We start from the raw sequence: 19,968 nt of genomic DNA on the forward strand, positions 1-19,968 counted from the left end.
CAATCGTCCGAGAAAACGTCTCAATTTCCTTACTCCCTTTGAGGTGCTCAAAAAATTTTTTCTCTGATTTTGTTGCACTTGACTTGACAATCTATCATTATTATATCATCGGCAGGCGGGAATGTCAATATGCGGGCAACGTTCATAATTCTTTTACCCGCAGAAATGCCGTCACCGCAATACCTCTGTTGACAAAATCGGGCAAGTGTGGTAAAATATAAAAAAGTGTCGATTATTGAAAGGACGTGACAGTGTTGATCTGTAAAAAGTGCGGCAGTGAATGCCCTGACGGCAATATATTCTGCGAAGCCTGCGGAGCCGAGCTTGATGCTCCTGTGCTCCCTGAAAATATAGACGATAAGGGTCGGGTAAAAAACAAGAAGCCCAAAAAGGAAAAGGCGGCTAAGGAAAAGAAGCCCAAGCCCGAAAAGAAGCAGCGCAGCCCTGAAGAAAAAGCTGCCCTTGCAAAGAAGCTGAAGCTTGGCGGCATATGCCTGCTGGTCATTGCGGTGATTGTGCTGATAGTGGTGCTGGTAAACATTTTCGGCGGAAACGAGGGCTACAACGCAGCCCAGAGCATTCCTCTCGGCAGAAATGTTGAGTATGCTCAGTCGGAAACGGGTCTTACCTTTACCGAAAAGAGCACAAACGGCATGATAAACAATATGTGCGATTTCGATTATATCTGCATCTCCGACAAGACTACCACGGTAAGCGGCTCCGAGCAGCCTCAATGGGTGATAATGCTCACCGTTGACAGCGATGACATGATAACCGATGTGGAATACTACGATTTCAGGCAGCTCAAGCTCAACTGGAAGGGCAGAAAGATGGCTGAAAAGCTTGACCAGAACACCCTTGAATACGGCATGAGCATCAAAAACGTTAACAAGACACTGGGTCTCAAGCCCTATTACATCAAGCGCAGTGTTTCCAACGATTCACTTTACTGCTACCGCTATTATTTCACTGACCCCAATGCAGGCTATGACCGTGCATACAACTACTATGTTGAATTTTCCGACATTGAGCTGGCTGTAAGAAACGTAAGCTACAGCGAGATAAACTATGCTCAGACCATTCTTTCCGCAAATCCTCCCTCCGCAGCGGGACGTGACAGCAATCCTGTTGTTACCGAGGAAGCTCCTGCCGAGACGGACGTGACCGATGAAGCTGCTGAGACATCAGCTGAATAAGAAAATAAGGGTACCGAAAAGGTGCCCTTATTTTTACATATGCCCCATAAAATAAACGCCCCCGAAAAGCATCTTACTTTTCGGGGGCATAACAGCTTATACTAAGCACCAATTAAAAACTATACAAAAAATTGAGCATAATCTTGCGTATATGGATTATGCGATGATTTTTTGTCTATAGTTTTATTGGTGATTAGTATTATAATTACTTCTTGTTCTTTTCGATCTTTACATACTTGCCTGTGGCAACATCATATGTATAGCTGCTCTTTCTCTTGAGAATAATGAGGAACACAACAATGATGATAACGATGACCGCAAGGGCGGAAGCAAGAACTACGATAAGTGCAGTCTTATAAGCCTCTGCACGCTCGGCATCGGTCATCTTGATGTACATATTGTCCTCGCAGTTGGTGATAGTGCAGGACTGAACGGTAAGGTTCGCATTGGCTGTTGCGCCGATGTTAAGTGCGTCAACGCCTGAGAAATCGGCTGTTCCGTATGCTGCCACCATATCGTCATAGCTGAACTTTGCGTGAGTGTCGTCCCACTCGTAGGGAGCTACCTTTGCCCACACGCCGCCGCTGGAGTTTGCCATGGGAGTGTCGGGGAATGACCAGCTCTGCACGATAAGCTCAATGGGACATTCCTTTTCGCTGCCCTCGGCAACGGGGGTGACTTCTTCATAGGTGAAGTTAACGATGACCTCGGAAGCGGAGGTTATTTTGGTGGGATCGTAATGCTCCATTGAAATGGCGTAGCTTGACCATGGCTCAATAACGGGAGCTGCGGAAACGTCAAAGCTTACAGTGTTGTCGGCTGCCGCAAAGGCTGTTGCAGACAGGGCAAAAACGGACGCTGCGGAAACAAGCACAGCTGCTGCTTTCTTAAAAAGGTCTTTTAACATAATAAATTCTCCTCCTATTATGCTTATGTTTTCCATAATGTGCATAAATTAGGATATCATAAATATATGTGCAGTTCAACAAATTTTCTGTGAATATTTTGTGCAAATAGCAAAGCTGACAAGCCTTTTTGCGCTTGACTTTTTTAGTGTGCACTGATATAATCAAATAAAAGCAAACGGAGATGATATGATGATATATACACCCATTACCAAGCTTGCTCTGAACACCGCATACAAGGCCCATGAGGGTCAGCTTGACAGAAGCGGTCTGCCATACATTTTCCACCCGTATCATGTTGCCGAGCAGATGAAAGATGAGACCACCTGTGCCATTGCGCTTTTGCATGACGTGGTGGAGGACACGGACATGACACTTGAAGAGCTTGAAAAGCTTTTTCCGCCTGCGGTCACAGAGGGAGTAAGGCTGATGACCCATGACAACAGCACCGATTATTTTGACTATGTGCGGCGAATAAAGGGCACGGTTGCCGAGCCTGTCAAAAGGGCGGATATTGCGCACAACAGTGATCTTTCACGAATGGACACGGTTACGGAAAAGGATCTTTTGAGGATAGAGAAATATAAAAAAGCTCTCCGCATACTGGACGGAGAGGAGTAAAAATGGTTGGAGGCTAACGCTTCACCACGCTATGATTTGTGCATTTAAATAGCCTGCCATATAACAAAAAGCCTGAGAAATGTTGATTTCTCAGGCTTTGTTTTTTTATTCAATTATAAGGATTTAAGCTTCTTTTCAAGCTCTTCCTTAACAACCTTAGGTGTAGCGGCACCTCTAAGCTCCTTGTTGCACTGACCCATAAGGAAGCCAAATACCTTTACATCTCCGCCCTTGTACTGGTTTACTGCCTTTTCATTTGCAGCCAGAACCTTTTCGATAACTTCAAGCACCTTGCCTGTATCGCTTACGATGAGCATTCCCTCACGCTTTGCAATATCCTCAGGCTCGCCGCCCTTTTCAGCCATCTCACGGAATATCTCCTTGGCATCGTTCTTTGTTACCTTGTCGGTATCGGACATCTCAACCAGCTTTGCTACCTGAGCAGCGGTGAACATGGGCTTTTCAATATCGATTTCGCCCAGGTTCATTCTTCTCATTATCTCGCCGTTGATGAAGTTAACAAGCGACTTGGGGTTGTTGTAGCACTTGACAGCTTCCTCGAAGAGGTCGGATATCTTCTTGGTGTTTACGATGACCATTGCTTCCTTTTCGGGAATGTCCCAGCTGATGTACTTTGCAAGTCTGTCCTTGGGCATCTCGGGCAGGGAGTTCTTTATTCTCTCCAGATCCTCGTCATAGAAGTTAACCTGCAGGATATCGGGATCGGGGAAATACTTGTAGTCGTGAGCATCTTCCTTGGTTCTCATGGACTTGGTCTCGCCACGGTTAGCGTCGAAACGTCTGGTCTCCTGAACGACCTTGCCGCCTCTGTCAAGTATCTGCGCCTGACGCTTTATCTCGAACTCGATGGTACGGTAGATGGACTTGAGGGAGTTTACGTTCTTTATCTCGGCTCTTGTACCAAACTCGGTATCGCCCTTTCTCATAAGGGAAACGTTAACGTCCGCACGGATAGAGCCCTGCTCCATCTTACAATCGGAAACGCCTGTGTACTGGAGAAGCAGAGAGATCGTCTCAACGAGAGTTCTTGCTTCCTCGGGGGAGGACATATCAGGCTCGGTAACTATCTCGATAAGGGGAACGCCGCAGCGGTTGTAGTCGCAGAGGGAAACGCCGTTCAGGTCATCGTGGATAAGCTTGCCTGCGTCCTCTTCAAGGTGGATACGGTTGATCCTTATCTCCTTGTGCTTCTTTTCGCCGTTCTCCTCGTAGTCAATGGGAACAACGCCGTTGATGCACAGGGGAAGGGGCATCTGGGATATCTGATAAGCCTTTGGAAGGTCGGGATAGAAGTAGTTCTTTCTGTCGAAAACAGAGAACTTGTTGATGCTGCAGCCCAGAGCGTAGCCTGCTCTTACAGCGTATTCAACAGCGGTCTGGTTTATAACGGGGAGAGTACCGGGCATACCTGAGCAAACAGGGCAGCAGCGGGTGTTTCTCTCGCCGCCGAACTCAGCGGAGCAGGTGCAGAACACCTTGGACTTGGTAAGAAGCTCGGAGTGGATCTCCAGGCCGATAACAGGAATATAATCTGAAACTGACATGAGCTGCGCCTCCTTATATATTTGCGGGCTTGCGGCTGAAGCTCTTCTCAAATGCGTCAGCTGCGCCGATTATCTCTGCTTCGTTCCACATTCTGCCGATGAGGGACATTCCGATAGGCATACCCTTGTCATCGTAGCCGCAGGTGGTGGAGATAGCGGGAAGTGAGGCGATGTTTACTGTAACTGTGCAGATATCCGCCTGATACATCTTCTTGGGGTCGGAAATGTTTTCGTGTGCGCCGTATGCAACGGTAGGAGCGGTAGGAGTGAGGATAATATCGCACTTTTCAAAAATTTCCGCATATTCTTCTCTTATCTTCTGCTTGAGGGCCATTGCCTTGCCGTAGTAAGCGTCATAGTAGCCGGAGCAGAGAGCGTAGTTTCCGAGGAGGATACGTCTCTTTACCTCGTCGCCGAAGCCTTCGCTTCTGGAAGCGGTAACAAGTTCGCTGTAGTTTCCAACGATATCGGAACGGTGGCCGTACTTGATGCCGTCGTATCTGGAAAGGTTGGAGGAAGCCTCAGCGGAGGAGATAAGGTAATATGCAGCAACTGCATACTTCAGTGAGGGCATAGAGCACTCAACAAGCTCTGCGCCCATAGCCTTGTAGCTGTCGGCAGCGGCAAGAACGGTCTTTCTTACAACATCGTCGATGCCCTCTGCATAGAACTCAGCGGGAACGGCGATCTTGACGCCCTTCATGCTCATGCCTATCTTGGAGGTGTAGTCATCAACGGGGTTCTTGGAAACTGTGCCGTCGTGAGGGTCATAGCCTGCAATAGCGTTGAGGATCATTCCGCAGTCCTCTGCGCTCCTTGCGATGGGGCCTATCTGGTCAAGGGAGCTTGCGAAAGCAACGAGACCGTAACGGGAAACTCTTCCGTAGGTGGGCTTTAAGCCTGTAACGCCGCAGAAAGAGGAAGGCTGACGGATAGATCCGCCTGTATCGGAGCCGAGAGCCGCAGCGCAGAGGTCAGCGCCCACAGCAGCAGCGGAGCCGCCCGATGAACCGCCGGGAACTCTTGCGGTGTCGTAGGGGTTCTTGGTCTTCTTAAAAGCGGAGGTCTGTGTGGAACCGCCCATAGCGAACTCGTCCATGGAGGTCTTGCCCAGCATTACGATGTCCTGAGATTCAAGCTTGTCCATAACGGTTGCGTTGTAGGGAGGGATAAAGTTTTCCAGCATTTTTGAAGCACAGGTTGTCTTAACGTCCTCTGTGCAGATGTTATCCTTTATAGCAAGGGGGATACCGCAGAGAGGAGAAGCCTCGCCTGCGTCTATCTTAGCCTGAGCAGCCTCGGCAGCTGCCATAGCCTTTTCCTCGGTGACGGTGATATAGCTTTCAAGCTTTCCGTCAACGTTCTTTATTCTTTCAAGATACGCTTTTGTAAGCTCGGGGGAGGATATTTCCTTTTTATCGAGCTTGCTGCGCATTTCCTTCACGGTAAGGGAAGTAATGTCCATTAAAATGCTCATCCTTTCATATGGGCAGCACGGCTGCGGCTCATTTTATTCAATAAGGGGCTTGCCTGAATTATTCAACGACCTTGGGAACAACGAAGCAGTTCTCGCTGCTGACAGCGTTCTGAAGGAGCTTTTCAGTAGGAAGAGAGGGCTTAGCCTCGTCCTTTCTGAGATCCTTGAGGTAAACGTTGTGGTTATCCTTCAGGGGATCATAGGTAATGTCTATTTCCTTGATGGTATCCATAATTTCGATAATGCTTGTCATATCCTTTACAGCCTGTTCCAGCTCTTCATCGGTGAAGCTGAGCTTTCCGAGCTTTGCGAGATACTTGACCATTTCAAGATCCATAAGTCTTTCCTCTTTTCTGAATTTTAGTTGCATATGGATAACTTTCCTTATCATATGCGGCAATACAACAATAATTATACCATACATGACTTTGTTTTGCAAGTACCGAATGAAAAAAAGTCATGGATTTCGGAAAGATGTGGGGATAATGAGGAAATCGGAACCGACAGTTCCCACTTGATAACCTCACGATTATGTGCTACAATATAAGCAATGACCGCAATAACCAAAGATAGGAACGATCTGATGAAACGAATTGTTATAGGTATGACTGCCCACGCCGATTCGGGCAAGACTACCCTTTCCGAAGCCCTGTTATACCTTTCGGGCGAGATACGCAAGCAGGGCAGAGTAGATCACGGCGATGCTTTTCTTGACACCCACTCCATTGAACGCAGCCGTGGCATAACCGTATTTTCCAAGCAGGCTGTTATCCACGGTGATGACGCTGTATTTACTCTCCTTGACACCCCGGGGCACACGGATTTCTCCGCTGAGGCCGAACGTGCGCTGTCGGTAGTGGACTATGCTGTTCTGGTGATAAGCGGCACTGACGGCGTTCAGAGCCACACGGAAACTCTCTGGCGGCTGCTGGGCAAATACAACAAGCCCGTGTTTATTTTCGTAAACAAGATGGACATTTCTCAGTTCGACCGTGATTATATCTTATCCGACCTGAGAAAGCATTTATCCGACAAGATCGCTGATTTTTCCGTTTCGGACGATGACCGCAACGGTGAGCTTGCGCTTCTCAGCGAAAGTCTTATGAACGAATATCTTGAAACCGACGCTCTTACCGATGAGAGCATTGCCCGTGATATTGCAGAGCGTGGCATTTTCCCATGCTGGTTCGGCTCTGCTCTGAAGCTGAAAGGTGCCCGTGAGCTGATGACGGGTCTGGAAAAGTTCACCATTATGCCCGAATACGGCGCCGATTTCGGCGCAAGGGTATATAAGATAACCTCGGAGGGTGGGGCACGGCTCACTCACATGAAGATAACCGGCGGCGTTCTGCGTGTAAAGGACGCTGTGGGCGAGGGCAAGGTGAACCAGATACGGATATATTCGGGCGCAAAGTTCAGCGCTGTGAATGAAGCTCCCGCAGGCACGCTTTGCGCTGTGACGGGTCTTGCGGACACCTTTGCGGGGCAGGGGCTGGGCGCTGAAAGCGAAGCGGACGACCCTGTTATCGAGCCTGTTCTCACCTACCGTGTGCTGTTTCCCGCTGACATTGACCCCCACGATATGCTTGACAAAATGCGTTTGCTTGAAGAGGAAGACCCCCAGCTCCATGTGGTATGGAACGAACAGCTGGGCGAGATACATCTGCGGCTCATGGGCAAGATTCAGCTGGAGATACTCCGCACGCTGATAGCGGAGCGATTCGGCATTGATGCGGATTTTGACCATGGCAGCATAGCATACAAGGAGACAATCTCCGCTCCCGCTGTGGGCATAGGTCACTATGAGCCGCTGCGCCATTATGCGGAGGTACATCTGCTGCTGGAGCCGCTTGAGCAGGGCAGCGGACTGGTATTTGCCTCCGACTGCTCCGAGGACGTACTGGGGCAGAACTGGCAGAGGCTGGTCATATCGCTGCTGAAAGCCACGACTCTCACGGGAGTTCTCACAAACTCCCCTCTTACGGACATGAAGATGACCCTTGTGGCAGGCAGGGCACACATAAAGCACACCGAGGGCGGAGATTTCCGTCAGGCGACGTACAGGGCGCTGAGAATGGGTCTGAGAAGCACTCAGAGCGTACTGCTTGAACCCTTCTACAGTTTTCGTCTGGAAGTGCCCTCCGACTGTGCAGGCAGGGCGATGACTGATATCCAGCGAATGTGCGGCGAGTTCTCCGCTCCCGAGATAATGGGTGAAAATGCTGTGATAACGGGCACTGTCCCCGTATCGGAGGCTGCCGATTATCACACTGATGTGGCAGGCTACACCAAGGGCAAGGGGCGCTTTATCTGCGAGCTGAAAGGCTATTTCCCATGCCACAACTCCGAAAAGGTCATTGCGGACATAGGCTATGACCCTGACAGCGACCTTGAACAGCCTGCGGACAGCATTTTCTGCGCTCACGGTGCAGGGCATCTTGTAAAATGGAACGAGGTCAAAAGCCATGCTCATGCACAAAGCGGCGTATATCTTGCCGAAGCTGCCGATGATGAGATACAGCTGTCAGTCCGTGAAACCCAGCTTGTGCGCTCCCGATTTGAGGACGACAAGGAGCTTATGGAGATATTCGAGCGCACATATGGCAAGATAAAGCGTGACCCCATTGCGGCGCTTCACAGAGACTATGAAAAAGCACCCAAATACAAGCCTTCCCCCGTTCCTACGGGGCCTGTGTATCTGCTGGTGGACGGATACAACATAATCTTCTCATGGGACGAGCTGAAAAAGCTTGCGGAGGATAACCTTGACCTTGCAAGGAGCAGGCTTATCAGCATCATGAGCAATTACCGTGGCTTCCGCCCCTGCGAGGTGATAATCGTATTTGACGCATACCGTGTCAAGGGCGACCACAGGGAAGTGGAGCAGACAGGCGGCATTTCCGTTGTATATACCAAGGAAGCGGAAACGGCGGATATGTACATTGAAAAAACATCTCACGAGCTGGCAAAGAACAGCCGTGTAAGGGTCGCCACATCGGACGGAGCGGAGCAGATAATCATTCTGGGCAACGGCGCATACCGTGTCACCGCCTCCGAGCTTCACGACGAAGTGGCTGCCGTTGAAAAGGCAATAAGAGAAATGATCGCCGAAAGACCTATGGCACAAAGGAACATCGGCTCAATAAAAGTAAAGGAATGATATTATGCTGAGCGAGAATACAAAAGCCCCCGATTTCACCCTCTGCGACAAGGACGGAAAGACCTATTCCCTGTCGGATTTTGCAGGCAGGAAGCTGGTGCTTTATTTTTACCCCAGAGACAACACTCCCGGCTGCACAAGGCAGGCGTGCGCATTTGCAGCCGCATACAACGACTTCCGCACCATGGACGTACAGGTGGTGGGCATAAGCAAGGACAGCGCCGCTTCCCACGCAAAATTTGCGGAGAAATACGATCTGCCGTTCATTCTTCTGTCCGACCCTGAGCTTTCCGCCATAAAGGCTTATGACGTATGGCAGGAAAAGAAAAACTACGGCAAGGTATCCATGGGCGTTGTGCGAACGACATATGTCATTGACGAAAACGGCATTATCATAAAAACCATGCCAAAGGTAAAGCCCGACACCAACGCTGCTGAGATAATCGCTTTCCTTAAAGGGTGACGATATGCCTGAGATAAAAATAATCGCACACATTGAAAACGACTTTACCGAGAAATTCGGCATACCCCGTCAGAGCGGTCTGGCGGACGTTCCCTCTCGCATCGTTTTTGAGCCTGAGTACCGTGCGGCTGAGGCTTTCAGGGGGCTGGAGGGCTTTTCACATCTGTGGATACTGTGGCTTTTCTCCGAAGCCATGGGTAAGAAATGGTCGCCCACTGTCCGTCCACCGAGGCTTGGGGGAAACACAAGAATGGGCGTTTTTGCCACACGCTCGCCTTTCCGTCCAAACTCCATAGGGCTTTCCTCGGTGAAGATAACGGGCATTGACCTTAACTCCCCCGACGGCCCTGTGATAACCGTAACGGGGGCGGACATTATGAACGGCACGCCCATAATCGACATAAAGCCCTATCTTGCCTACACCGATTCCCACCCGGAGGCGCTTTCGGGCTTTGCACTTACGGACAGGTCGGACATTCTTACGGTAGATTTTCCGCCTGAGCTGCTTGAAAAAGTTCCCGAGGAAAAGCGTCATGGGCTTATAAAAATTCTGGCGCAGGATCCCCGTCCCTCTTATCAGAACTCCCCCGAAAAGGAATACGCCATGAGCTTCGGCGGGTTTGATGTTTCTTTCACTGTTGACGGAAGCGAGCTTTATGTTAAGGGGATAACGGTGATTAGCAGATAAATTTTTGACTATTCGCTTTTTCTATGCAGCTGACGATATTCTTTTGGCGTCATATTTTCGTGCTTTTTAAAAACAGTACAGAAATATCCGCTGTCCGAAAAGCCTGACATTGACGATATTTCATTGATCGGCATATCCGTTTCGGACAATAGTTTTTTCGCTTCCAGCAGTCTGCGGCAGGTTATGTATTCATTCGGACGGATATTCATTGTCCGCCTGAATATCCTGCACAGATATTGCTGTGAAATCCCTGATATATCCGCAAGCTCGGAGACTGAAAAATCTCTGCGGAAATTATCGTCAATGAAATTCAGAGCGGGCATAAGTATTTCCGAGCGGCAGGTCTGTTCTGTCATACTTCCCGATGAAGCAAGTCTGTGATATTCCAGAATGTATTGATATACAAGCCCCGCACAGGTGTAATTGCCGTGTATCTTATCGGTCTTGAGCGCCACGAACATTTTGTTGTACAGCCCCTGCATTTCTTCCAAACTGTCCGGAATTATTGCAGAGGGCTTTTTCATATCAAGCTCATTCAGCAGCTTATCACAGCCAAAGCCGTCAAACACTACCCAACGCACGTCCCACTTCTTATCGTCCGGATAATATTCGTGGGGATAATATGCAGGCAGGAAAAAGAAGCATCTGTCGGGGATCTTAACGGACATATCATCAAATTCAAGCGTTCCGCCGCCTTCGGCAGAGAAAAGTATCTGATGCCAGCAATAACCTTCGGGACGGGAGATATGTTCCTGAAATTCTGTTCCGCCTATTCCCGCAAGATATACAGGCAGGTCTTTTACCTGTCCGATATAAGGATAAAAATACTGATTTATCTTAGCAGACATACCGCACACTCCTTTATGATAAGGATAACTCAGCATACGGGAAAAGTCAATATGATTGTAATATTTTAAATAGCATTTTACTGTAGATCTGCGGTATTATTTAAGCCGTAAAAGAATTATTTTGTTTTTTGAAACTAAATCAGAAGTTTCGGAACGATAATTTAAAATTGACTTGAAATGCTGAAAATGTTATAATCAAGCTATAATAAAACTTATGGGGAGAGTGTCAAATGAAAATAAAAAAGCTTGCGGCTGCGGTTATTGCAGTCATTATATGCGGAACATTTTCTCAGGCAGCATACTGCGAAGATGCTGCCGCAAATGTAAATGTTTATCCGTCAGAAGATCATAAAAACATCTCTCCGTATATTTATGGTGTAAACAGCGGTGTTGATCTGAACACAGTGTCGGCAAAGTCATTCCGTCTGGGCGGAAACAGAATGTCTGCTTACAACTGGGAAAACAATATGTCCAATGCAGGCTCCGACTGGAAGAATATGTCCGACATGAACCTTATTTCATCTGCCGCTGAACAGTTCAGGCGTGTTCCGGGCGGGGCGGCACTGAACGCTTCCTATGAAGCGCAGAACGGAAATGTGCCATACACACTGCTTACTCTGCAAATGCTTGGATATGTTGCATCATCAAAAAAGGGACAGGTAAACGAGGATATGGCTGCGCCGTCCGAATACTGGAAAAAGGTCGTTAACCGCAAGAACGGCGAGCTTTCATCAGAACCCGACAAAAAGGACGATTATGTTTACACAGACGAATATCTGAATTATCTTATTGAAAAGATAGGCAAATCGGACAGCGAGACAGGCTTCAAAGCGTATGCTCTGGACAATGAGCCTGCGCTGTGGCATTCAACGCACAGCCGTGTACAGACAGAACCGCTCAAATGCTCCGAACTTATTGAAAAATCCGTTGATCTTGCTTCGCTTGTAAAGGAAACAGACAGCGGTGCGGAAGTGTTCGGACCGTCGCTTTTCGGTTATTCTGCGTATGATTCCCTTGCAAGCGCTCCCGACTGGGCAGAGCTTAAAGCCGCAAATAATTACCGCTGGTTTATTGACTATTATCTTGATGAAATGCACAAGGCTGAATCGGAAAGCGGCACACGTTTGCTTGATGTGCTTGATATTCACTACTACACCGAGGCAAAGGGAGAGTGTGGGGAACGTTCCTGCAGTCATTATGACAATGACGGCTGTGTAAAAGCACGGCTTGACAGCGTTCGTTCGCTGTATGATGAAAATTATCACGAGGACAGCTGGATAACCGATACCGGAGCGGTGTTCTTTCCGCTTCTTCCGAATATTCAGGAGTCAATAGACAAATATTATCCCGGCACAAAAATAGCTTTTACAGAGTACAATTTCGGCGGCGGAGATCATATTTCCGGTGCGGTAGCGCAGGCTGATACCCTTGGGATTTTTGCAAAGTACGGTGTATATTTTGCAACGATATGGTCATTTGACCAAAATGAATATCAGCTTGCCGCAATGAATATGTTCACAAATTATGACGGAGCAGGAAACGGGTTCGGCGACACTCTTGTTAAAAGCGAGTGCGATAATGACAATATTTCCGTTTATTCTTCCATTGACGGTGAGGGCGAAGACACTGTGAAAATTATCATCACGAGCCATGATCTGCATAATGAAACTCCCGTGAATATCAAGCTTTCATCAGACAGCAGATATGCCGATGCGGAGGTATATGCTCTTTACGGAGACAGCACGGAAATACACAGGCTTGACGACATAAGCAAAATAAAAGACAACAGCATTTCGATTGACATAAAGCCCCTTTCCGTGACGGAGATAGTTATTCGCTCCGACAAAAAAAGTGCTGTTCCTGTTATTGCTGTGTGTGCGGCGGCTTTGATCGCTGTCGGTGCAGGTGTTTGTATCGCTTTGAAAAAGCGGGGAAAGTAATGTGGGCTTTTGAGAAAAAATTTTAAGCTTAAAAGAGAGCTGAGTTTATCGGCTCTCTTTTTTGTTGTTTGGCAGGGGCTTCATAATGAAAAGTTAATTTGTCCGTACCTGCGGCAAAATTTGCCGAAAAGACGTGCGCATATGCTTGTGAAGACGGGTTCCAATAGTCCGCTTTTCTTTTTTATTTCATCGTGCCGCCATTTTTATTTATTTGCTATTGATTATCATTTTCAGATGTGCTATAATAAATATATATTTCTTATTGCAGGGCACATATCTGCTGTAATATCCCGAAAGGAATGATAATAATGATAGCTATTGGAAGCGATCACGCCGGCTTCGCTCTGAAGCAGGAGGTTGTTAAATATCTCAAGGAAAAAGGCATTGAAATAAAAGAAATGGGCTGCATGGACGGCTCAAGCTGCGATTATCCCATGGTTGCCAAGGAAGTTTGCGCTGAGGTAACAAGCGGCAATGCCGAGCTTGCTATCCTCGTCTGCGGAACAGGTCTGGGCATATCCATGGCTGCAAACAAGTGCAAGGGCATAAGAGCTGCTGTCTGCACCGACTGCTACATGGCCAAGTACACTCGTCTCCACAATGACGCAAACGTTCTCTGCATGGGCGGAAGAGTTATCGGCCCCGGTCTCGCATGCGAGATAGTTGACGCTTTCCTCTCCAACAGCTTTGAGGGCGGCCGCCACCAGCGCAGAATTGACCAGATCACCGCTATAGAAAACGAATAATATTCACGGAGGAATTTATTATGGAAAATCTCAAGTACACCGTTATTGATCACCCTCTCGTTCAGCACAAGCTTTCTCTTATGAGAGATGTAAACACCGGTTCCAAGGAATTCAGAGAGCTGGTTTCCGAGACCTCTATGCTTATGTGCTATGAGGCTATGCGTGATCTGCCTCTCAAGGAAGTTGATATCCAGACTCCTCTCGGCATTGCAAAGTCCAAGATAATCTCAGGCAGAAAGGTAGCATTCGTGCCTATCCTCCGTTCGGGTCTTGGCATGGTTGACGGCGTTATGAGCCTTATCCCTGCTGCAAAGATCGGCCACATCGGCACATTCAGAGATCCTGAGACCACAAACACTGTTGAATACTACTGCAAGCTTCCCAAGGACATCGCTTCAAGAGATGTTATCATTGCCGACATAATGCTGGCAACAGGCGGAGCTGCTTCCGAGGCTATCAGCCTTGTTAAGAAGGCAGGCGCAAAGAACGTTAAATTCATGTGCCTTATTGCCAACGAAAAGGGCATTGCAGCGGTAAACAAGGCTCACCCCGATGTTCAGATATACTGCGCAGCTGTTGACCCTGAGCTTAACGATCAGCTCTACATCGTTCCCGGTCTGGGTGACGCCGGCGACAGAATGTACGGCACTAAGTAAGAATATAAATAACACAGAAATATAAATGCCTAAAGGGGTTCTAAAACCTACAGCAAAGAAAGGCAGGTAATAATATGTGCGGAATAGTCGGATATGTGGGCAAGGAAGAATGTACCTCCATACTGGTAAACGCCCTTCGCAGGCTTGAATACCGTGGATACGACTCGGCAGGCATTGCGGTGTTTGAGGGCGACAAGCTTTACACCGTAAAGGCAAAGGGCAAGATAGACGACGGTCTTATCAGGAAGCTTCACGAGGGCAAGCATCTTACTGCCACGGCGGGCATAGGCCACACCAGATGGGCGACCCACGGTGAGCCATCGGACGTAAACTCCCACCCCATAGGAAACAGCAGAATAACCATCGTTCACAACGGTATAATCGAAAACTACCGCAAGATAAAGAGCTTCCTTATCTCCAAGGGCTACGGCTTTGAGAGCGAGACCGACACGGAAACGCTGGCAAAGCTCATTGACTACTATTACGAGGGCGACCCTGTGGAAGCCATTGCAAAGGCTCTGGGGGACATTGAAGGCTCCTACTCACTGGGTATCATGTTCAGGGACTTCAAGAACACCGTTTTTGCGGCAAGAAAGGAAAGCCCCCTTATTGTGGGCACGGCTCCCGACGCATCTTACATTGCTTCGGACGTTACAGCCATACTTGACCGCACCAGGAACTATTATCTTCTGGAAAGCGGCGAGATAGCCCGTCTTGATGAAAAGGGCATCACCTTTACAGACCTTCACGGCAACACCGTAGAAAAGGAAATGATGACCGCTGACTGGGACATTAACGCTGCTGAAAAGGGCGGCTACAAGCATTTTATGCTCAAAGAGATCCACGAGCAGCCCGAATCCATCAAGCGCACTGTGCTTCCCAGGATCACTGACGGCATGCCCGACATTACCGAATGCGGACTTACCGATGAAAAGCTCAGAAGCTACAAGAACATCTTCGTGGTTGCCTGCGGAACGGCAATGCACGCAGGTCTGGTGGGAAAATACGTTATCGAAAAGATAGGACGTATCCCCGTGACCGTTGATGTGGCTTCCGAGTTCAGATACCGTGACCCCATAATCTCAAAGGGCGACCTTGTTATACTTGTATCCCAGTCGGGCGAGACTGCGGACACAAAGGCAGCGCTTCATCTGGCCCATGACCTTGGGGCAGACACGCTGGGCATAGTAAATGCAAAAGGCTCTGCCATTGCCCGTGAGGCAGATATGGTGCTTTACACTCATGCAGGCCCTGAGATATCCGTTGCCTCCACAAAGGCTTACATGGTTCAGCTGGCGGTGTTCTATCTGCTGGCATTCAGGCTCTCATACGTAAGGGGAGCTATCACTGAGGAGCAGTGCATGAGCTACACCGAAAAGCTGCTTGGCATTCCCGAGCTTATCGAAAAGATACTTGAAAAGCCCGAGACCTGCCAGTTTGCCGCCTCCCGTCTGGTAGCTGACGAGCATCTGCTTTACATAGGCAGAGGTCTTGACTATGCGCTTTCCATGGAAGGCTCTCTGAAGCTAAAGGAAATCTCCTACATTCACTCCGAGTCCTATGCGGCAGGCGAGCTGAAGCACGGTACCATCTCCCTTATCACCGAGGATATGCCCGTTATCGCCGTGGCAACTCAGCGTGATGTGCTCGACAAGACCGTAAGCAACATCAAGGAAGTAAAGAGCAGAGGCGCATTTACTATCGTTGTCACCCGTGAGGGCACTGACTTTGATAAGGACGTGGCTGACATTCTTGTGACCGTTCCCGAGACGGACGATCTCCTTATGCCCATGACCGCCGTTGTTCCCCTGCAGCTTATTGCCTATTACACCGCAGACCTGCGTGGAAACGACGTTGATAAGCCCAGAAACCTGGCTAAGTCGGTAACGGTCGAGTAAAATATCAAAGGAATAATATCATGGAGCTTATATCGGTAATAGTGCCCTGCTACAACGAGCAGGAGTCTCTTCCGCTGTTTTATAAGGAAATAACCGCCGTTACGGACGGCATGAAAGAAAAGAACAATGAGCTGGAGTTTGAGTATATTTTCGTAAACGACGGCTCAAAGGACAACACCTTAAAGCTTCTGCGGGAGCTTGCCCCCACCGACAGCCGTGTGAGATACATTTCGTTCTCACGAAATTTCGGCAAGGAAGCGGCAATGCTTGCGGGAATGGAGGCTTCCAAGGGAGATTACGTGGTCATACTGGACGCCGATCTCCAGCACCCGCCAAAACTCATTCCGCAGATGTACGAATATGTGAGCAGCGGCGAATATGACTGCGCAGCCACAAGGCGTGTGAACCGCAAGGGCGAGTCAAAGGTATTGTCGTTCTTTGCCCGCACCTTTTACAAGATAATCAACAAAATTTCCCAGACCCACATAGTTGACGGCGCTCAGGATTTCAGGTTCATGACCCGTCAGGTGGTGAACGCCATTCTGGATATGCCCGAGTACAACCGCTTTTCAAAGGGCATTTTCAGCTGGGTGGGCTTTGAGACAAAGTTCATTGAGATAGAAAACACTGAGCGTGCTGCGGGAACCTCCACATGGAATTTCCACAAGCTGTTCCTGTACTCGCTGGAGGGTATTTTCGCATTCTCCACAGCGCCCCTTGCCATTGCGTCATTTTTGGGCATACTTTTCTGCCTGCTGGCGCTGGTAATGATAATCGTCACCGTGGTAAAAACTCTTTGCTTCGGTGAAAGCGTTGCGGGATATCCCACAATAGTGTGCCTGGTGAGCCTTATCGGCGGTCTCCAGCTCCTCTGCACGGGGATCTCGGGGCAGTACCTTTCAAAAATGTATCTTGAGACCAAGCACAGACCACGCTACATCGTAAAAGAAACAGAGAAATCTGTAAAAAAATAAAGGGGAGGTCAATTTTATGAACATCTGGCATGATATAGAACCCGACAGAATAACCAAGGACAACTTTTTCTCGGTAATCGAGATCCCTAAGGGCAGCAAGATGAAGTATGAGCTTGACAAGAAAACAGGTATGCTCATGCTGGACAGAGTGCTTTACACTTCTACCCACTATCCCGCAAACTACGGCTTTATCCCCCGCACCTACGCTGAGGACGGCGACCCTCTGGACGTGCTTGTCCTCTGCTCGGAAGCTATCTACTCGCTGGCGCTGGTAAAGTGCTATCCTATCGGCGTAATATCCATGCTGGATAACGGAGCTATCGACGACAAGATAATCGCTATCCCCTTCAACGACCCCACATACAACAGCTACAAGGACATCAGCGAGCTGCCCCGCCACATCTTCGATGAAATGTCCCACTTCTTCCGTGTATATAAGCAGCTGGAAGGCAAGGAAACTGCCATTGATGAGATAAAGGACAGCAAGGCAGCGGTAAAGATCGTTGAGAAGTGCATCGACCGCTACATTGATTATTTCTGCAAGGGCAAGCCTCAGCCTGAGATAAAAGCCCATGAAGAACAGCCCGCAGAGGTCTGATATGCCAACGGACTACGAGCTTTTGCAGGCGGCGGAGGCTGCCTGTGAAAACGCCTATGCGCCATATTCGGGCTTCAAGGTAGGAGCGGCTCTGCTCACCGGCGACGGCAGGATATACACAGGCTGCAACGTGGAGAACAGTTCCTACGGCGCAGCAATATGTGCGGAACGGACCGCAGCGGTAAAGGCGGTATCCGAGGGCTGTGTGAGATTTTCTGCCATTGCGGTAACAAACTCAAAGGGCGGACTTACCTATCCCTGCGGCATATGCAGGCAATTTCTCAGCGAGTTTGCTGAGGAGGGCTTCCGAGTTATTCTGAAAGATTACAAGGGGCATATTATAAGCTATAAGCTGGCGGAGCTAATGCCGTTTGGGTTTAAGCTATGAGCAAAAGAGCTGCTGCACAAGATGCAGCAGCTCTTTTTAACGCTTGTGTGGCACCACAAAAATGTCCGCACAAATGAAAGCAAGGCAAAGGGTTTGGATCAAGCCTTTTTCCCGAAAGGCTTAGGGTTATTTGGTGATAAAATCGGCAAAACAAAAAGGCTGTTGCATTTTACTGCAACAGCCTTTTTTACATATTATTACTTATTCTTATTTTCCCTGTTCTCAACGGAAGCTCTGATGAAATCAGCAAAAAGCTTCTGGGGCTTGTTGGGACGGGACTTGAACTCGGGGTGGAACTGTACGCCGATGAACCAAGGATGCTCGGGTATCTCAACGATCTCAACAAGGCGCTCGTCGGGAGAAATACCTGCTATCTTCAGACCGCCCTCGGTAAGCTGCTTGCGGAATGCGTTGTTGTATTCCCAGCGGTGACGGTGACGCTCGTAAATAAGCTCTTCGCCGTATATTTTGCGGCACTTGGAGTCCTCAGCCAGCTTGCAGGGGTACAGACCAAGACGCATTGTACCGCCCTTTTCGGTAACATTCTTCTGGTCTTCCATGATATCAATAACGGGATAGGGAGTTTCGCCAAACTCTGTGGAGTTTGCTCCTGCCAGTCCCAGAACATTTCTTGAATACTCGATAACGGACATCTGCATACCAAGGCAGATACCAAAGAAAGGAACCTTATTCTCACGGGCATATCTGATAGACTCGATCATACCCTCGATACCTCTGTCGCCAAATCCACCGGGGACGATGATACCGTCGCAGTCCTTGAGCATCTCGGCAGCGTTCTGCTCGGTGATATCCTCGGAATTTATCCACTCGATATCAACATTGGCATCATTTACGATACCGCCGTGACGAAGAGCCTCGGCAACGGAAAGATATGCGTCATGAAGCATAACGTACTTTCCGACCAGACCGATAGTTACCTTCTTTGTGGCAGACTTTGTGCGGTTTACCATAGCGATCCACTCAGTAAGGTCGGGCTTTCTGTCCTCCAGCTTCAGGTGGTGGCATACGGAATGAGCAAGTCCCTCATTTTCCAGCCACAGGGGAACCTCATAAAGTGAAGGAGCGGTAAGATTCTGGATAACGTCCTCGGGTCTGATATTGCAGAAGAGAGCAATCTTCTTGCGCATCTCCTCGGGAATTTCCTTTTCGCTGCGGCATACGATGATATTGGGCTGAATGCCGATGGAAAGCAGCTCCTTGGTGGAGTGCTGTGTGGGCTTTGATTTAAGCTCCTCGGAGCCTGCGATGTAGGGAACCAGAGTAACGTGGATATAGATAGCGTTGTCTCTGCCCACCTCGGTAACTACCTGCCTGATAGCCTCGAGGAAAGGTGTGGACTCGATATCGCCGACGGTGCCGCCGATCTCGGTAATAACGATATCGGTGTTGGTCTCCTTGCCTACTCTGTAAACCTTGTCCTTTATCTCGTTGGTGATGTGGGGAATTACCTGAACTGTGCCGCCGAGGTAATCGCCGCGTCTTTCCTTATTAAGAACTGTCCAGTAAATCTTGCCTGTGGTAACGTTGGAATTGACGGAAAGATTTTCATCAACAAATCTCTCGTAGTGGCCGAGGTCCAGATCTGTTTCGGCGCCGTCATCGGTAACGAATACCTCGCCGTGCTGATAGGGTGACATTGTACCGGGGTCAACGTTGATATAGGGGTCGAACTTCTGAATGGTAACTCTGTAACCCCTCTGTTTAAGAAGTCTTCCCAGTGAAGCGGCTGTGATACCCTTGCCCAGTCCCGATACTACGCCGCCTGTTACAAATATATACTTTGTAGGCATATTTACTGCTCCTCCCATATAACATAAAAACACA

The 19,968-nt window shown here is 48.7% G+C and carries 18 protein-coding genes; 12 read left to right on the forward strand and 6 right to left on the reverse strand.

Annotated features, from left to right (window positions below):
• Positions 1-251 precede the first annotated feature (251 nt).
• Positions 252-1,196 carry a zinc ribbon domain-containing protein gene (locus OCV68_RS06830; RefSeq protein WP_262571700.1) on the forward strand — a complete coding sequence of 315 codons (945 nt, stop codon included), beginning with the start codon at positions 252-254 and terminating at the stop codon, positions 1,194-1,196.
• Positions 1,197-1,401: 205 nt separating this feature from the next.
• On the opposite strand, the gene OCV68_RS06835 is transcribed toward OCV68_RS06830, so the two are convergent.
• Entirely contained in the window at positions 1,402-2,103 is a 702-nt protein-coding gene (locus OCV68_RS06835) for a hypothetical protein (protein WP_262571702.1), read from the reverse strand.
• 187 nt (positions 2,104-2,290) lie between these two features.
• Here OCV68_RS06835 and OCV68_RS06840 point away from each other — a divergent pair, with 187 nt between their 5' ends.
• Complete coding sequence (locus tag OCV68_RS06840) at positions 2,291-2,722, forward strand: HD domain-containing protein (protein ID WP_317259206.1); 432 nt, start codon at positions 2,291-2,293, stop codon at positions 2,720-2,722.
• Positions 2,723-2,835: 113 nt separating this feature from the next.
• On the opposite strand, the gene gatB is transcribed toward OCV68_RS06840, so the two are convergent.
• The 3 genes from gatB to gatC form a co-directional block, all read right to left on the reverse strand.
• Positions 2,836-4,287, reverse strand: a complete 1,452-nt coding sequence (gatB, locus tag OCV68_RS06845) for an Asp-tRNA(Asn)/Glu-tRNA(Gln) amidotransferase subunit GatB (protein WP_022474033.1) — start codon at positions 4,285-4,287, stop codon at positions 2,836-2,838.
• A 13-nt stretch (positions 4,288-4,300) separates the two neighbouring features.
• On the reverse strand, positions 4,301-5,752 hold the full coding sequence (gene gatA, locus OCV68_RS06850; RefSeq protein WP_022474032.1) for an Asp-tRNA(Asn)/Glu-tRNA(Gln) amidotransferase subunit GatA: 1,452 nt from the start codon (positions 5,750-5,752) through the stop codon (positions 4,301-4,303).
• A 70-nt stretch (positions 5,753-5,822) separates the two neighbouring features.
• Positions 5,823-6,101 carry an Asp-tRNA(Asn)/Glu-tRNA(Gln) amidotransferase subunit GatC gene (gene gatC, locus OCV68_RS06855; RefSeq protein WP_022474031.1) on the reverse strand — a complete coding sequence of 93 codons (279 nt, stop codon included), beginning with the start codon at positions 6,099-6,101 and terminating at the stop codon, positions 5,823-5,825.
• A 246-nt stretch (positions 6,102-6,347) separates the two neighbouring features.
• On the opposite strand from gatC, the gene OCV68_RS06860 reads away from it, so the two are divergent.
• From OCV68_RS06860 to tsaA, 3 genes are read left to right on the forward strand one after another with little or no spacing between them, the layout of a single operon-like run.
• Positions 6,348-8,924, forward strand: coding sequence for a translation factor GTPase family protein (locus OCV68_RS06860; RefSeq protein ID WP_262571706.1), 2,577 nt, complete (start codon positions 6,348-6,350; stop codon positions 8,922-8,924).
• A 4-nt stretch (positions 8,925-8,928) separates the two neighbouring features.
• On the forward strand, positions 8,929-9,387 hold the full coding sequence (locus OCV68_RS06865) for a peroxiredoxin (RefSeq protein ID WP_022474029.1): 459 nt from the start codon (positions 8,929-8,931) through the stop codon (positions 9,385-9,387).
• 4 nt (positions 9,388-9,391) lie between these two features.
• The gene (tsaA, locus tag OCV68_RS06870) at positions 9,392-10,075 is read left to right on the forward strand and encodes a tRNA (N6-threonylcarbamoyladenosine(37)-N6)-methyltransferase TrmO (protein WP_147623075.1); all 684 of its coding nucleotides are present in this window, start codon (positions 9,392-9,394) and stop codon (positions 10,073-10,075) included.
• Between the two features lie 8 nt (positions 10,076-10,083).
• Here tsaA and OCV68_RS06875 read toward each other — a convergent pair whose 3' ends face one another.
• A complete protein-coding gene (locus OCV68_RS06875) occupies positions 10,084-10,923 on the reverse strand; it encodes an AraC family transcriptional regulator (RefSeq protein ID WP_262571708.1) in 840 nt (279 codons plus the stop codon).
• Between the two features lie 230 nt (positions 10,924-11,153).
• On the opposite strand from OCV68_RS06875, the gene OCV68_RS06880 reads away from it, so the two are divergent.
• From OCV68_RS06880 to cdd, 7 genes are all read left to right on the forward strand, one after another.
• A complete protein-coding gene (locus tag OCV68_RS06880; protein WP_262571710.1) occupies positions 11,154-12,863 on the forward strand; it encodes a glycoside hydrolase family 44 protein in 1,710 nt (569 codons plus the stop codon).
• A gap of 308 nt (positions 12,864-13,171) precedes the next feature.
• The gene (rpiB, locus tag OCV68_RS06885) at positions 13,172-13,609 is read left to right on the forward strand and encodes a ribose 5-phosphate isomerase B (protein ID WP_317259207.1); all 438 of its coding nucleotides are present in this window, start codon (positions 13,172-13,174) and stop codon (positions 13,607-13,609) included.
• A 20-nt stretch (positions 13,610-13,629) separates the two neighbouring features.
• Positions 13,630-14,265 carry a uracil phosphoribosyltransferase gene (gene upp / locus OCV68_RS06890; protein WP_022474199.1) on the forward strand — a complete coding sequence of 212 codons (636 nt, stop codon included), beginning with the start codon at positions 13,630-13,632 and terminating at the stop codon, positions 14,263-14,265.
• A gap of 74 nt (positions 14,266-14,339) precedes the next feature.
• Positions 14,340-16,163: a glutamine--fructose-6-phosphate transaminase (isomerizing) gene (gene glmS, locus OCV68_RS06895; RefSeq protein ID WP_262571711.1), complete on the forward strand. Its 1,824-nt coding sequence runs from the start codon at positions 14,340-14,342 to the stop codon at positions 16,161-16,163.
• A gap of 20 nt (positions 16,164-16,183) precedes the next feature.
• A complete protein-coding gene (locus OCV68_RS06900; RefSeq protein WP_022474201.1) occupies positions 16,184-17,137 on the forward strand; it encodes a glycosyltransferase family 2 protein in 954 nt (317 codons plus the stop codon).
• A gap of 16 nt (positions 17,138-17,153) precedes the next feature.
• Positions 17,154-17,735, forward strand: a complete 582-nt coding sequence (locus OCV68_RS06905) for an inorganic diphosphatase (RefSeq protein WP_022474202.1) — start codon at positions 17,154-17,156, stop codon at positions 17,733-17,735.
• A 1-nt stretch (position 17,736) separates the two neighbouring features.
• Positions 17,737-18,123 carry a cytidine deaminase gene (gene cdd, locus OCV68_RS06910; RefSeq protein ID WP_022474203.1) on the forward strand — a complete coding sequence of 129 codons (387 nt, stop codon included), beginning with the start codon at positions 17,737-17,739 and terminating at the stop codon, positions 18,121-18,123.
• Positions 18,124-18,320: 197 nt separating this feature from the next.
• Here the strand turns inward: cdd and OCV68_RS06915 are convergent, their stop codons facing one another.
• Positions 18,321-19,934 carry a CTP synthase gene (locus OCV68_RS06915; protein ID WP_022474204.1) on the reverse strand — a complete coding sequence of 538 codons (1,614 nt, stop codon included), beginning with the start codon at positions 19,932-19,934 and terminating at the stop codon, positions 18,321-18,323.
• Positions 19,935-19,968 lie beyond the last annotated feature (34 nt).

The sequence above is a fragment of the Huintestinicola butyrica genome, assembly GCF_025567215.1.
Classification (GTDB): Bacteria; Bacillota; Clostridia; order Oscillospirales; family Ruminococcaceae; genus Huintestinicola; species Huintestinicola butyrica.